The organism is Acidimicrobiales bacterium, assembly GCA_025455885.1.
GTDB lineage: Bacteria > Actinomycetota > Acidimicrobiia > Acidimicrobiales > Acidimicrobilacustridaceae > Rhabdothermincola_A.
In genome coordinates, this window is record JALOLR010000004.1 from 129,944 (window position 1) to 143,572 (window position 13,629).

Genomic DNA, 13,629 nt, shown 5'->3' on the forward strand with positions numbered 1-13,629 from the left:
AGCGGCGCCTCCGCCGGTCAGGCCCGCATCTCCCGCAGGAACCTCTCGGCCTCGGCCCGGTCGCGGGTGCGGCGCATCGGTGGGAGGGCGTGCACGATGTCCCACCGGTAGGTGGCGTTGGTCGCGAGACGGGGATCGAAGACGGCGACGACCCCCCGGTCGGTGGCGGTGCGGATGAGGCGACCGGCGCCCTGGGCGAGCAGCGTGGCCGCCCTCGGCAGGTCGACGGTGCGGAAGGCCTCGGCGCGGGCCCGTTCCCGTCGGGCCTGCAGCAGCGGGTCGTCGGGCCGGGGGAACGGGAGGCGGTCGATGGTGACGAGGCTGAGCGTGGCGCCCGGTACGTCGACTCCCTGCCAGAACCCCATGGTGGCGAACAGGCAGCTCTCGGGATCGGCGGTGAAGCGGGCCACGAGGGCCGCCTTCGTGAGGTCGTCCTGGGCGAGGACGGGGACGTCGAGGCGAGGGCGGAGTGCCTCGAAGGCGCCGCGCAGCGCCCGGTGGCTGGTGAACAGCGCCATCGTGCGTCCTCCCGCCGCCTCGATGAGCGCGGCCAGCTCCTCGTGTACCGCCTCGTCGAACGCCGGTGACCGCGGGTCGGGCAGCGCGGCGGCGCAGTAGAGCAGCGCCTGGCGCGCGTAGTCGAACGGGCTGCCGACGTCGATGCTGGTGTAGCCGCCCGGTGGGAGCCCGAGGCGATCGGGCAGCGTGACGGGCAGCGTGGCGCTGGTGAGCACCGCGGTCGTGGTCGACCACGCCGTGGCCTGGAGCAGCTCGGACACGTCGACCGGCGCCACGCGCAGCACGGGGTTGTCCGGGGGTCCCTCCACCCACGCCACGTCGCCGGCGCGGACCTCGGCGACGGCGTCGAGGTCGTCGATCAGCGTCGTCGCCGCCTTCATCGCCCGCTGCTTGCGGGCGCCCACGTCCCCGGGCCCGTCGTCGGCCACCCCCCGCAGGGCGGCCATCACGACGTCGAGGCGGTTCCTGGCCAGGTCGCGCACCACCGCGGCGTCGCCGTCGAGGTGGTGGCGGAGTCGCCGGCCCACCTCGTCGGCGAGGGCGGCCTTCCAGCGGTCGCCGAGCTCCTCGATCGAGTCCACCATCTCCCGGTCGTCGATGATCGCTCCGACGGTGCGGGCGAAGGCGACGAACCTCCCCCCGGTCAGCTCGAGCCCGGAGGTGGCGGCCACCGTGTCCTCGAGCTGGTGGGCCTCGTCGACGACCACGACGTCGTGCTCGGGGAGCACCGCCCCTCCCGTCGCCAGGTGGAGCCCGTAGAGGTGGGTGTTGACCACCACCACGTCGGAGTCGGCCGCGGCCCGCCGCGCCCGTTCGGCGAAACAGGGGTCACCCTTGGGGCAGTTGGCGGCCCCGGGGCACTCCCGGGGGCCCACGCTCACCGCCGCCCACGCCCGAGGTGACGGCTCGCGCTCGAGCTCGGCCCGGTCGCCGGTCCCGGTGCGACCCGCCCACGCCACCAACGCCGCCACCTCCTCGCTGGGGGGACGAGGACCGACGTCGAGGGCCAGCTGCTCGCCCCCCTCAACCTCGTGGACCCGCTGGAGGCACACGTAGTTGGATCGACCTTTCACCACCGCCCAACTGACCGGCTCGTCGAGGTGCTCGGCGAGGAACGGCAGGTCCTTGTCGGCCAACTGGTCCTGCAGCGCCTTGGTGGCGGTGGTCACCACCACCCGCTGGCCGGCGAGGACGGCCGGGACCAGGTAGGCGAACGTCTTGCCGGTGCCCGTGCCCGCCTGGACGACGAGGTGCTCTCCTTCGGCGATGGCCCGGGCGACGGCCTCGGCCATTCGGACCTGGCCGGGTCGGGGTTCGCCCGCCGGGAGGGCGGCGGTGATGGCGGCCAACGCGTCGCGGGTGTCGCCGGCGAGGCGGTCGGCGTCGGCCATGAGGCGATGGAGCGTAGTGCCGGCCGACCGCGGTGCCGGGGCTTCCGCGGGCCCGGCGGTAACGTCGGCCCGTGACCGTTCCCGGCGTCGATCCCGACCGCGTCCCGGTGCACGTGGCCGCGGTGATGGACGGCAACGGCCGCTGGGCGCAGCGCCGCGGCCTGAAGCGCACCGACGGCCACGCGGCGGGGGAGGAGGCCCTCCTCGACGCCGTGGAGGGGGCGCTGGAGCTCGGTGTGGGGTGGCTCACCGTGTACGCCTTCTCGACGGAGAACTGGCGCCGGCCCCGCGACGAGGTGAGGTTCCTCATGAACTTCAACGAGTCCCTGCTGCTGCGCCGCCGCGACGAGCTCCACGAGCGGGGCGTGCGCATCCGCTTCCTCGGTCGTCGTGACTGGCGGGTGCCGAAGCGGCTCCTGCGGCGCATGGACGAGTCGCTCGAGCTGACGAAACGCAATCGCACGCTCACCCTCTCCATCGCCTTCAACTACGGCGGCCGCGCCGAGATCGTCGACGCGGTGCGGGCCCTGATCGACGAGGGGGTCCCGGCCGGCAAGGTCGACGAGCGGGCGATCGCCCGTCGGCTCTACGACCCCGAGATGCCCGAGCCCGATCTCGTCATCCGCACCTCCGGCGAGTACCGGCTCTCGAACTTCCTCCTCTGGGAGGCCGCCTACAGCGAGCTGGTCTTCACCGACGTGCTGTGGCCCGACTTCCGCCGCGAGCACCTCTTCGCCGCGGTGCGCGAGTTCCAGGCGCGCGATCGGCGCTTCGGCGGGCTCAACGAATGAACAAGGGCAACGAATGAGCAAGGGCACGCTGCACCGCGACGAGGCCATCGTGTTGCGCACCTACAAGCTCGGTGAGGCCGACCGGATCGTCGTGCTGCTCACCCGGGGCCGGGGCAAGGTCCGGGCGGTCGCCAAGGGCGTGCGCAAGACCCGTTCGAAGTTCGGGGCCCGCCTCGAGCCCACCAGCCACGTGGCCGTGCAGCTCTACGAGGGCCGTGAGCTCGACATCGTCACCCAGGCCGACAGCCTCGACCACTTCCGGGTGATCCGCGACGACCTCGAGCGCATCACCCGGGCGTCGGCGATGCTCGAGACGGCCGACCAGCTGGCCCAGGAGGGCGAAGTGAACCCCCGGCTGTTCCAGATGCTGCTCGGTGCGCTGCGCACCCTCGCCGGCTCGGACTCGGCGCTCGTCGTGCCGGCGTTCTTCTGGAAGGTGCTGGCCCTCGAGGGCTACCGCCCCGAGGTCGAGGTCTGCGTGTCGTGCGGCGCCGAGGGTCCGCTGGTGGCCTTCGACCTCGACAGCGGGGGGACGCTGTGCCGGGCCTGTCGGCGCGGCGACGCCGTCTCGGCCGACGCGGTGACGCTGTTGCAGCAGATCCTCGGCGGCCGCCTCAACGAGGCGCTGGCCGGACCGGACTCCCCGGCCACGCACGAGGTCGACCACCTGGCGACCCGGGCGGTCGAGCACCACCTCGAACGGCGACTCCGCTCCGTCTCGGTGCTCGATCGGCACTGAGCGACCGGAGGCGTCGACCGGAACAGGCCGGCACCGAACATCCGGCACCCGCGGCCGGCTCCGACCGGCCGGCACGGGTCACTCGTCGATCGGCGACCAGGCGGTGGTGGTCTCGTCGAAGACCTCGCGCCGGCCCGTCGACGGGTCGGTGCGCACGTAGGCCTGACGCAGGTCGTCCCACGCGGGATCGGGCCCGGCGAGCAGCTCTCCGGCGGCAGCGCCGGCCAGCGGCCGCCGGCCCACCTGGTGGCGGTCGATCACCCAGGTGCCGGCCACCCGGTCGCCGACGCGGCGCTGGTCGGCGTTGGTGAAGACCATGAAGAAGGCCACGAGGGGGACGCAGTAGGGGAACCCGTCGACGATCCAGAGCACCCAGCGGGTGGCGGCCTTGCCGGTCCCGCACGGCTGGCCGGTGGCGTCGACCACCCGCAGTCCCACGAGCGACTTGCCGGGCGACGCCCCGGTGCGGCCTTGCCACCAGACGAGCGCGCCGAGGGAGTAGAGGAGGGCGATGATCGACGGCAGGAAGTCGATCGCCCCGAACACCAGGGCGGCGACGACGGCGACGACGACGACGATGCCCGCGTCGATGATGCCGGCGCCGACACGGCGCCACAGCAGGTCGGGGTACTGGTTGCCGGGGACGGGCTCGATCACGTGGGGACCTCCGTCGCCCATGTTCGCAGGCGACGCCGGCCGGGGGCGGTCACAGCTCGCGCCACAGCCCGACGGCCGGGTCGTGCACCAGCCACCGCGACCGGTTCGGGTCCCAGAGGACCCAGGCACCGCGTGCGGCGTCCCACCGGGGTTGCGGCGGCGGGGCCTGTGGGTGGGGCTCCACGGCCGAGGGCGCAGCCACCCCGGCGGGCGGGACCGCGGCGGCCCCCACCGCGGCGGGCGAAGGGGTGACGACGATCGGTCGGCCCGTCGCGGCCCGGTCGACCACGAAGGTCTGCCCCACCATGTCGCCCACCCGACGGTGGCCGCGACTCGCCGACGAGGTGATCGGCCCGACGAGCGGGAGCCCGCAGCCGATCATGTCGACCGGGAGCAACAGGGTCCGCACCAGCGCTCGACCGATGCCCGGGCCCCCTCCGCGGGAGTCGACCACCCGGATGCCGAAGGCGGCCTTGCCGGGCGTCGCCCCCGTCAGGCCCTGGGCCAGCACCGCGCACACGAGGACGTAGGCGAGGGGGACGAGGTACAGCACGACCTCGCCCGCCCCCTCGACCGAGTAGGTGCGGTCGTTCCACCCCAGGTCGATCGCCCCGCCCAGCTGCCCGGGAGCGAGCACACCGTCACGTCGGGTCAGCCCGCCGACGGCGAGGATCGCGACGGCGGTGAGCAGGGCCGTCAGCAGGCCGTCGAGCACGAAGGCCGCGTAGCGCCGACCGAGCACGTCGGTCGGGTCGGGCTCGTTCCCCGGCGCGATCGGTGAGAGCGGTGCGCCGGTCGTCGCGGCCCCCACGGGTGCCGCGGTCACGGTGTGGGCCCCCCGCCGACAGGTCGCCACCCGCCCATGACGGGATCGTATTCGGTCCACCGCTGCGCCCGCTGGTCGAACTGGAGCCACTGGCGTCGCTGCGGATCCCACGCCACGTAGGCCTGACGGCCGGCGTCCCACTGCGGGACCGGCGCGGTGGGCGGCGCGGTGGGCGGCGCAACCGGCGCGGCGGCGGAGGGGGCCGCGGTCGGGGGCGTCCACGGAGGCGTCCACGGCCGCGCCGGCGGGGGCCCGTCGCCCGGGACCGGCGAACCGGCCCAGCGGGCGTCGACCACGAAGCTCGACGCCGCCATGTCGCCCACCCGTCGGTGCCCCGTGGTGGTGAACATCGTCGCCACCCCGACCGCCGGGACGCAGCAGGGCAGGTAGTCGACGATCCCCGCGGCACTGCGCAGCAGCGCTCTCGGGGCGCCGAGGGGCTGCCCGTCGGCGCCGACGGTCGCCAGGCCGAGCGCCATCGTCCCCAGCGTCCGTCCCGTCAGGCCGCGCTGGAGGACGAACACCCCGAGGTCGTAGGCGGCCACCGCCCCGTAGAAGAGCACCAGGCCCGCGCCGCGGAGCTCCTGCTCGACCACGACCGAGCCCGACCGGGCGTCGAACCCGAACGTGTCCTCCGAGAGCGCCACGAAGAGCACCAGCGCGATCACCGCGCCGATGCCCACGTCGACGGCGGCCGCGCCGACCCGGCGCCACGCCACGTCGGTGGGGTCCGCCGGGGCCCCCGGCGGGTAGGCGTCCATGGGCGACATCCTGGCCGAGCGGCGGTCGTGGGCGCTGCGAACCCGTCGGGGGCGGCACGGGGCCACCACTAGGCTCAGCCGCCATGTCCGAACCCGACGAGAACGCCGCCGACGCCGCACCGACGCCGCTCGACGTGCCCAACGACCCGACGCTCATGGAGAAGATCGTCAACCTCTCCAAGCGCCGCGGCTTCGTCTTCCCGTCGGCGGAGATCTACGGCGGCTTCCGCTCGACCTACGACTACGGCCCGATCGGCGTCCTGTTGCTGCGCAACGTCAAGGACGCCTGGTGGCGGTCGATGGTGCAGCTGCGCGACGACGTCGTGGGCCTCGACGCGTCGATCCTCTCGCCACCGGCGGTCTGGGAGGCCTCCGGGCACCTGTCGAACTTCACCGACCCCCTCGTCGACTGCAAGGAGTGCCACGAACGCTTCCGCGAGGACCAGCTCGACGACCCGGACCGCTGCCCGAACTGCGGCGCCGAGGGCAGCTTCACCGAGGCCCGGCAGTTCAACCTGATGTTCAAGACCCACGCCGGCCCGATCGAGTCCGAGGGGGCGGTGGCCTACCTGCGTCCCGAGACCGCCCAAGGGATGTTCATCAACTTCGCCAACGTCCTGCAGGCCAGCCGCAAGCGCCCGCCGTTCGGCATCGCCCAGATCGGCAAGTCGTTCCGCAACGAGATCACCCCCGGGAACTTCGTGTTCCGGACCCGGGAGTTCGAGCAGATGGAGCTCGAGTTCTTCGTCCCGCCCGACGAGGCCGACCGCTGGTACGAGTACTGGTGCGCCCAGCGCTACCAGTGGTACCTCGACCTCGGGATCCCGGCGGACAAGCTGCGGATGCGCCCCCACGACGCCGACGAGCTGAGCCACTACTCCTCGGGCACGTCCGACGTCGAGTTCCTCTTCCCCTGGGGATGGGGGGAGCTCGAGGGCATCGCCAACCGGGGCGACTACGACCTCACCCAGCACGCCGCCCACTCCGGCGACAAGCTCGACTTCTTCGACCAGGCGACGAACACCCGCTACACGCCCCACGTCATCGAGCCGGCCGCCGGTGCGACCCGCACCATGATGGCCTTCCTCCTCTCGGCCTACGACGAGGAGGAGGTGCGCGGCGAGGTCCGCACCGTGCTGCGCCTCCATCCCCGGCTCGCCCCGTACAAGGTGGCGGTGCTGCCGCTGTCGAAGAAGGACACGCTCACGCCGGTCGCCCGCGAGGTGCTGGCGCTGCTCCAGCCGTCGTTCATGTGCGACTACGACGAGACCCAGGCCATCGGCCGCCGCTACCGCCGCCAGGACGAGCTGGGCACCCCCTACTGCGTCACCGTCGACTTCGAGAGCCTCGACGACCGGGCCGTGACCGTTCGCGAGCGCGACACGATGACCCAGGAGCGGGTGCCCATCGACGGTCTCGTCGCCCACCTCGCGCCGAAGCTGGTCTGATCGACCGCGCCCTCCGCCCCGCGGTCGGGCCAACCAGGTCGGGACCAACGGATCTGGACACCTCCGGGTCGATCGCTAGCGTTGCCGGCAGGGCGCCGACGCCCTCGGGAGGGACGTGGTCATGACCTGGGTCTACGGATTCGCACATCGGCACAGCCGGGCGCCGAGGGACCTCAAGGCGCTGCTCGGCGGCAAGGGCGCCAACCTCGCCGAGATGACCTCCGTGCTCGCATTGCCCGTGCCGCCCGGGTTCACGATCACCACCGACGCCTGTCGGGCCTACATGGCCACCGGGTGGCCGGGCGGACTCGACGCCGAGATCGACGGCCACGTCGCCAGCCTCGAGCGCTTCATGGGCCGCCGCCTCGGCGATCCCGACGACCCGCTGTTGGTGAGCGTCCGCTCGGGAGCGGCCTTCTCCATGCCCGGGATGATGGACACCATCTTGAACCTGGGCCTCAACGACGAGTCGGTCAAGGGCCTGGCGGCGCGGACCGACGAGCGCTTCGCCCTCGACTCCTACCGCCGGCTGCTCGCCATGTACGGCCGGATCGTGCTCGACGTCCCCGGCGAGCACTTCGACGACCCGCTCGAGCAGGCCAAGGTCGACGCGGGGGTGCGCACGGACGCCGAGCTCACCGCCGAGGCGCTCGCCGAGCTCGTCGCCGGCTACCAGCGCGCCATCGTCGAGCACCACGGTGCCCCCTTCCCCCAGGACCCCCGTGAGCAGCTGCGCCAGGCCGTCGAGGCGGTGTTCCGGTCGTGGCAGTCACCCCGGGCCAAGGCCTACCGCCGCCGCGAGCACATCGCCGACGACCTCGGCACGGCGGTGAACATCCAGTCGATGGTGTTCGGCAACCGCGACGACCAGTCGGGGACGGGGGTGGCGTTCACCCGCGATCCGTCGACCGGCGCGGCGGGCGCCTACGGCGACTTCCTGGTGAACGCCCAGGGCGAGGACGTCGTCGCCGGCATCCGGGCCACCCTGCCCCTCCAGGACATGGCCGAGATCTTCCCGGCCGCCCACACCGAGCTGACCTTCATGCTCGAGCGTCTCGAGCGGCACTACCGCGACATGCTCGACTGCGAGTTCACCGTCGAGAGCGGCCGGCTCTGGATGCTCCAGACCCGGGTCGGCAAGCGCACCGGGGCGGCGGCGTTGCGCATCGCCGTGGCGCTCACCGAGGACCCCACCATCCACATCTCGCGGGCCGAGGCCGTGCAGCGGGTGCGGCCCGACCACCTCGACCAGGTGCTGCACCCCCAGCTCGGCGACGTGAAGGCCCCGCTCCTGGCCACCGGCCTGCCGGCGTCGCCCGGGGCGGCGGTCGGCCACGCCTACTTCGACGCCGACCGTGCCGAGGCGGCGGCCCGCGACGGCGAGCGGGTGGTGCTCGTGCGTCCGGAGACCTCCCCCGAGGACGTCCACGGGATCGCCGTCGCCCAGGGGGTCCTCACCTCCCGCGGTGGACTCGTCAGCCATGCGGCCGTCGTCGCCCGGGGCTGGGGCAAGCCGGCGGTGGTCGGGGCCGAGAGCCTCACCATCGGCCCCGACTCGTTGACGACCGCCGACGGCACGGTGGTCCGCGAGGGGGACTGGATCTCCCTCGACGGCGCCCGCGGCACCGTCTTCGTCGGTGAGCTCGCCCTCAAGGAGGGCAACGTGCCGAGCGAGTTCGGCATCATCCTCGGGTGGGCCGACGAGATCCGCGCCGGGGTCCTCGGGGTGCGGGCCAACGCCGACACCGGACCCGACGCGGCCCGGGCCCGCGAGCTCGGCGCCGAGGGCATCGGGCTGTGCCGCACCGAGCACATGTTCCTCCAGGAGGACCGGCTCCCGGTCGTGCGGCGCATGATCCTCGCCGACGAGCCCGAGGAGGAGAAGGCCGCCCTCCTGGAGCTGCTCGCCGTGCAGCGCGCCGACTTCGAGGAGGTGCTCGAGGCGATGGACGGCCTGCCGGTCACCGTGCGCCTCCTCGACCCGCCGCTCCACGAGTTCCTCCCGTCGGTGGAGGAGCTGATCGTGCAGGACGCGCAGGGCAAGCTCCCCGCCGAGGGCAAGGCCCTGCTCGCCGCGGCGCGGCACTGGCAGGAGCAGAACCCCATGCTCGGCCTCCGCGGCGTCCGGCTCGGCATCGTGAAGGTCGGCCTCTACCGCATGCAGGTGCGGGCGCTCGTCGAGGCCGCCCTGCGGCGCCAGTCGCTCGGCGGGCGACCGGTGCTCGAGATCATGATCCCGCTGGTCATCAACATGGCCGAGCTCGACCTCACCCGCCGCTGGGTGGAGGAGGAGGTGGCCACCGTGCTGGCCGAGCACGACGCCCGCCTCGACGTGAGCGTCGGATCGATGATCGAGACGCCGCGGGCCGCCATCCGCGCCGCCGACATCGCCAAGGCCGCCGACTTCTTCTCCTTCGGTACCAACGACCTCACGCAGATGACGCTCGGCTTCAGCCGCGACGACGTCGCCCCGATCCTCGAGAGCTACCTCGAGCAGGGCCTGCTGTCGGTCGACCCGTTCAAGTCGATCGACCAGCCGGGCGTCGGCGAGCTCGTCGCCATGGCCGTCGAGCGGGGTCGTTCGACGAAGCCCCACCTGAAGATGGGGGTGTGCGGCGAGCACGGCGGCGACCCCGAGTCCGTGGAGTTCTTCCACCGTCTCGGCATCGACTACGTGTCGTGCTCGCCGTTCCGCGTGCCCGTGGCCCGCCTGGCGGCGGCGCACGCCGTGCTGTCGGCGTCGGCCGGCGTCGGCGACTTCGACGACCGCTGAGGCGTCCCGCGCGGGCACCGCGGCCGCCGAGGTGATGAGTCGAGCGGCCGGCCGGTTCGGTGAGGCGCGCTGCTACCGTCCGACCGGAGGCGGCGCACCCCGCCGCGGAGGGCACCGTGGGGATCGAGGACGACGACATCGCCAGCGTGCGGGCTGCCACCGACATCGTCGCGGTGATCAGCGAGCACGTCGCGTTGAAGCGGGTCGGTCGTCGGTGGCAGGGGCTGTGCCCGTTCCACAGCGAGAAGAGCGGGTCGTTCTCCGTGAACGCCGAGGACAAGCTCTACTACTGCTTCGGGTGCGGGGCGAAGGGCGACGTCATCACCTTCGTCCGCGAGATCGAGCACCTCGACTTCGTGGCCGCCGTCGAGAAGCTGGCCGCCAAGTCCGGGGTGACGCTGCGCTACACCGACGAAGGGCAGAACGAGGGGCGCAAGCGGCGGGCGCGGCTGCTCGACGCCGTCGCCGAGGCGGTGGACTGGTACCACGATCGGCTGCTGTCGGCCCCCGACGCCGCCGCCGCCCGCGGGTACCTGCGATCGCGGGGGCTGACCGGCGACGAGGTGCGGGCGTACAAGATCGGCTGGGCCCCGGAGGGCTGGGACGAGCTGGCCGTCGCGCTGCGCCTCCCCGCCGACGTGTTCGTCGACGCCGGACTCGGGTTCCTCAACAGCAGGGGCCGCCCGACCGACGCCTTCCGAGGCCGGATCCTGTTCCCGATCTTCGACGTGAGCGGTCACCCGGTCGGCTTCGGCGGGCGCATCATGCCCGGCGCCGAGGGCGCCAAGTACAAGAACTCGGTCGACAGCTCCATCTACGGCAAGTCGAAGCTGCTCTACGGGCTCAACTGGGCGAAGGCCGACATCGTGCGGGCCGACGAGGCGATCGTGTGCGAGGGGTACACCGACGTCATCGGGTTCGCGAAGGCCGGCGTCCCCCGGGCGGTGGCGACCTGCGGCACCGCGCTCACCGAGGATCACTTCAAGCTCCTGCGCAGCTTCGCCCGTCGGGTGGTGCTGGCCTTCGACGCCGACGCCGCCGGACAGAACGCCGCTGCCCGCGTGTACGCGTGGGAGCGGGCCTACGACCTCGACGTGGCCGTGGCGGTCATGCCCGGGGGGGTCGACCCGGCCGACCTCGCCCTCACCGACCCGGCCGCGCTGGTGGCGTCGGTGGCCGACGCCCGGCCGTTCCTGAAGTTCCGACTCGACCGCGCTCTCGCCGCGGCGCGCTTCGAGACGCCCGAGCAGCGGGTCCGGGCGGCCGAGGGGGCCATGTCGGTCGTGTCCGAGCACCCGAGCGAGATGGTGCGCGACCAGTACCTCCTCGAGGTCGCCGCCCGGTGCCGCGTCGACCCCGGTCAGCTCCGAGGTCGCACTTTCCCGCCTCCGCCGGTCCCCGGGGCCGACCGGCGGGCCGCGGCGCCGCGGGGGAGCGCGGTCGCCGAGGACCGGCCCCGGCGACCCCCCCGACCGGTTCGCGACACCGCCGAGACCGAGGCGTTGCGGCTGTTGATCTCCCGCCGCGACGAGGTGGGGCCGCACCTCGACGAGGCCCTCTTCGGCGACCCGGTGGTGAGCGCCGCCTACCGGGCCGCGGTCCGCACCCCCGTGCTGGCCGAGGCGGTCGCCTCGCTCGACGACGACCCGGCCGCGTCCGAGCTCCTCCAACGCCTGGCCGTCGAGGAGACCGACGCCGACCTGGACGACGTGCTCACCCGCCTCGTCGACGAGGCGGCCGGGCGGGCCCTGGCCGCCCTGGAGGCCGAGGCCCGGGTGGCCGAGGACCCCCTCGCCGTAGCCGGTGACGTGGCATGGGTGAAGCTCCGGACGCTCGAGCTCCGTGACCCTTCGACCACGGAGGAGGCCCGGGGGCTGTTGGTAGGGTGGCTGACCGGGCGCTCGGAGGAGGAACGATGATCGAGAGCGGCACGACGCCCTCGTCTCCGACCCAGATCCCCGATGCGGTGCTGACGACGCTGGTCGAGCGGGCCGAGACGCGCGCCGAGCGCTTCGTCACCGTCGACGAGATCATGGGCGACCTCGCCGTCCTGGCCGCCGGGGACGCCACCGAGGAGGCGCTCGAGTGCGCCAAGGTCGCGCTGGCCGAGCGGGGCGTCGCCGTCGACGCCAGCGAGCCCGACGCCGGGGCGTTGACCGACGAGGCTCTCCTCGGGGCCAGCATCGACGCCGGTGCCGATCACCCCGTGGCGGTCATCCTCCACGACCCGCTCGTCGACGGTGACGACCTCGTCGAGCGCCGGCACCGGGCGCGCTACAAGGGGGCGGCGTCGCGTGACGCCCTGCGCCTCGGCTCCCAGGCCGGCGAGGGCGGTTCGGCCGACCCGGTCCGGATGTACCTGAAGGAGATCGGGCGGGTCTCACTGCTCACCGGCGCCGAGGAGGTGGAGCTCGCCCAGATCATCGAGCGGGGGAGCGAGGCCGCCGAGCGCCTCGCCGAGCTGGCGGCCCGCGGCGAGGCCGACGAGCTCTCCACCGCCGAGCGGCTCCGGCTCACCCGCCTCGTGCGCAAGGGCGAGGACGCCAAGGCCGAGCTCACCCAGGCCAACCTGCGCCTAGTGGTGTCCATCGCCAAGCGCTACGTGGGTCGCGGGATGCTCATGCTCGACCTCATCCAGGAGGGCAACCTCGGTCTGATGCGGGCCGTCGAGAAGTTCGACTGGACCAAGGGCTTCAAGTTCTCCACCTACGCGACGTGGTGGATCCGCCAGGCCATCACCCGCGCCATCGCCGACCAGGCCCGCACCATCCGCATCCCGGTGCACATGGTCGAGTCCATCAACAAGGTGCACCGGGTGCAGCGCCAGATGATGCAGACCCTCGAGCGCGAGCCGACGGTGGAGGAGCTGGCCGAGCGGGTCGACATGACCCCGGCGCGGGTGCGCGAGATCATGCGCATCTCCCAGGACCCGTTGTCGCTCGACTCGCCCGTCGGGGAGGAGGATGACTCCAACCTGGCCGACTTCATCGAAGACCAGACCGCCGAGGCCCCAGCGGAGATGGCCGCCCGGATGATGCTCAACGAGGCCGTCGAGGAGGCCCTCGACGACCTCAACGACCGGGAGAAGGCCGTGGTGCGCATGCGCTTCGGGCTCGACGACGGCCAGGCCCGCACCCTCGAGGAGGTGGGCCGGGAGTTCGGCGTCACCCGAGAGCGGATCCGCCAGATCGAGTCCAAGACGCTCGCCAAGCTGCGCCACCCCCAGCACAGCCAGAAGCTGCGCGACTACCTCGACGGGGAGTGACCGGGTCCTGACCGGGCCGCCGAGCGGGTAGACACCACCCATGCGATTCAAGACCGGATTCGTCGTCGGTGCGGCCGTGGGCTACTACCTGGGGGCCAGGGCAGGGCGGGAGCGCTACCTCCAGATCGAGCGCACCCTCGACCGGGCCCGGGCCACGGCGGCCTACCAGCGCGCCGCCGGCCAGGTGGAGGCCCGCATCGGCGACGTGCGGGAGCGGGCCAAGGCGACGGTGTCGTCGGTCGCCGGCGACGCGGTCGACGCCGTGTTGGGCTCCGAACCTGAGGCCACCTGGGAGCCGGGGCTCGAGTTCAACCCCGATTACCGGCCCACTCTCGAGGAGATGGAAGCCGACCTCGTGGGACGCGAGCCGGGCGCCTGAGTCGACCGGGAGGGGACCGGCGGGTCAGGGCCGGTCTCGAGGCCGGGTCTCGCCGGCTGCCCGCGATCTGATCCGTCGGC

11 protein-coding genes are annotated in these 13,629 nt (G+C 73.2%); 7 read left to right on the forward strand and 4 right to left on the reverse strand.

Translation table 11 applies throughout. The annotated features are described in order from the left end of the window. Positions 1-17: 17 nt before the first annotated feature. Positions 18-1,910: an ATP-dependent DNA helicase gene (locus MUE36_04915; GenBank protein MCU0310269.1), complete on the reverse strand. Its 1,893-nt coding sequence runs from the start codon at positions 1,908-1,910 to the stop codon at positions 18-20. 71 nt (positions 1,911-1,981) lie between these two features. Between MUE36_04915 and uppS the strand changes: the two genes are divergently transcribed. Then, complete coding sequence (uppS, locus tag MUE36_04920) at positions 1,982-2,701, forward strand: polyprenyl diphosphate synthase (protein MCU0310270.1); 720 nt, start codon at positions 1,982-1,984, stop codon at positions 2,699-2,701. A gap of 13 nt (positions 2,702-2,714) precedes the next feature. Beyond that, a complete protein-coding gene (gene recO / locus MUE36_04925) occupies positions 2,715-3,440 on the forward strand; it encodes a DNA repair protein RecO (protein ID MCU0310271.1) in 726 nt (241 codons plus the stop codon). A gap of 78 nt (positions 3,441-3,518) precedes the next feature. Here recO and MUE36_04930 read toward each other — a convergent pair whose 3' ends face one another. From MUE36_04930 to MUE36_04940, 3 genes are read right to left on the reverse strand one after another with little or no spacing between them, the layout of a single operon-like run. Next, the gene (locus MUE36_04930; GenBank protein ID MCU0310272.1) at positions 3,519-4,118 is read right to left on the reverse strand and encodes an RDD family protein; all 600 of its coding nucleotides are present in this window, start codon (positions 4,116-4,118) and stop codon (positions 3,519-3,521) included. Positions 4,119-4,146: 28 nt separating this feature from the next. Then, positions 4,147-4,923, reverse strand: a complete 777-nt coding sequence (locus tag MUE36_04935) for an RDD family protein (GenBank protein MCU0310273.1) — start codon at positions 4,921-4,923, stop codon at positions 4,147-4,149. Next, positions 4,920-5,684 carry an RDD family protein gene (locus tag MUE36_04940; GenBank protein MCU0310274.1) on the reverse strand — a complete coding sequence of 255 codons (765 nt, stop codon included), beginning with the start codon at positions 5,682-5,684 and terminating at the stop codon, positions 4,920-4,922. The genes MUE36_04935 and MUE36_04940 overlap by 4 nt, the downstream gene beginning before the upstream one ends. 155 nt (positions 5,685-5,839) lie before the next feature. On the opposite strand from MUE36_04940, the gene MUE36_04945 reads away from it, so the two are divergent. The 5 genes from MUE36_04945 to MUE36_04965 all read left to right on the forward strand — a co-directional run bounded on the left by MUE36_04945 (position 5,840) and on the right by MUE36_04965 (position 13,549). After that, positions 5,840-7,132 carry a glycine--tRNA ligase gene (locus MUE36_04945; protein ID MCU0310275.1) on the forward strand — a complete coding sequence of 431 codons (1,293 nt, stop codon included), beginning with the start codon at positions 5,840-5,842 and terminating at the stop codon, positions 7,130-7,132. A 121-nt stretch (positions 7,133-7,253) separates the two neighbouring features. Continuing rightward, complete coding sequence (ppdK, locus tag MUE36_04950) at positions 7,254-9,905, forward strand: pyruvate, phosphate dikinase (protein MCU0310276.1); 2,652 nt, start codon at positions 7,254-7,256, stop codon at positions 9,903-9,905. Positions 9,906-10,021: 116 nt separating this feature from the next. Beyond that, a complete protein-coding gene (dnaG, locus tag MUE36_04955; GenBank protein ID MCU0310277.1) occupies positions 10,022-11,824 on the forward strand; it encodes a DNA primase in 1,803 nt (600 codons plus the stop codon). Between the two features lie 113 nt (positions 11,825-11,937). Further along, positions 11,938-13,170: an RNA polymerase sigma factor RpoD gene (gene rpoD, locus MUE36_04960; GenBank protein ID MCU0310278.1), complete on the forward strand. Its 1,233-nt coding sequence runs from the start codon at positions 11,938-11,940 to the stop codon at positions 13,168-13,170. Between the two features lie 40 nt (positions 13,171-13,210). Beyond that, on the forward strand, positions 13,211-13,549 hold the full coding sequence (locus tag MUE36_04965) for a hypothetical protein (GenBank protein MCU0310279.1): 339 nt from the start codon (positions 13,211-13,213) through the stop codon (positions 13,547-13,549). Positions 13,550-13,629 lie beyond the last annotated feature (80 nt).

Bases quoted from the DNA above. Each gene is read 5' to 3' on its own strand.
- MUE36_04940 (MCU0310274.1), bottom strand. From the start codon at position 5,684: ATGGACGCCTACCCGCCGGGGGCCCCGGCGGACCCCACCGACGTGGCG.
- MUE36_04965 (MCU0310279.1), top strand. From the start codon at position 13,211: ATGCGATTCAAGACCGGATTCGTCGTCGGTGCGGCCGTGGGCTACTAC.
- recO (MCU0310271.1), top strand. From the start codon at position 2,715: ATGAGCAAGGGCACGCTGCACCGCGACGAGGCCATCGTGTTGCGCACC.
- MUE36_04915 (MCU0310269.1), bottom strand. From the start codon at position 1,910: ATGGCCGACGCCGACCGCCTCGCCGGCGACACCCGCGACGCGTTGGCC.
- rpoD (MCU0310278.1), top strand. From the start codon at position 11,938: ATGGGCGACCTCGCCGTCCTGGCCGCCGGGGACGCCACCGAGGAGGCG.
- MUE36_04945 (MCU0310275.1), top strand. From the start codon at position 5,840: ATGGAGAAGATCGTCAACCTCTCCAAGCGCCGCGGCTTCGTCTTCCCG.
- ppdK (MCU0310276.1), top strand. From the start codon at position 7,254: ATGACCTGGGTCTACGGATTCGCACATCGGCACAGCCGGGCGCCGAGG.
- MUE36_04930 (MCU0310272.1), bottom strand. From the start codon at position 4,118: ATGGGCGACGGAGGTCCCCACGTGATCGAGCCCGTCCCCGGCAACCAG.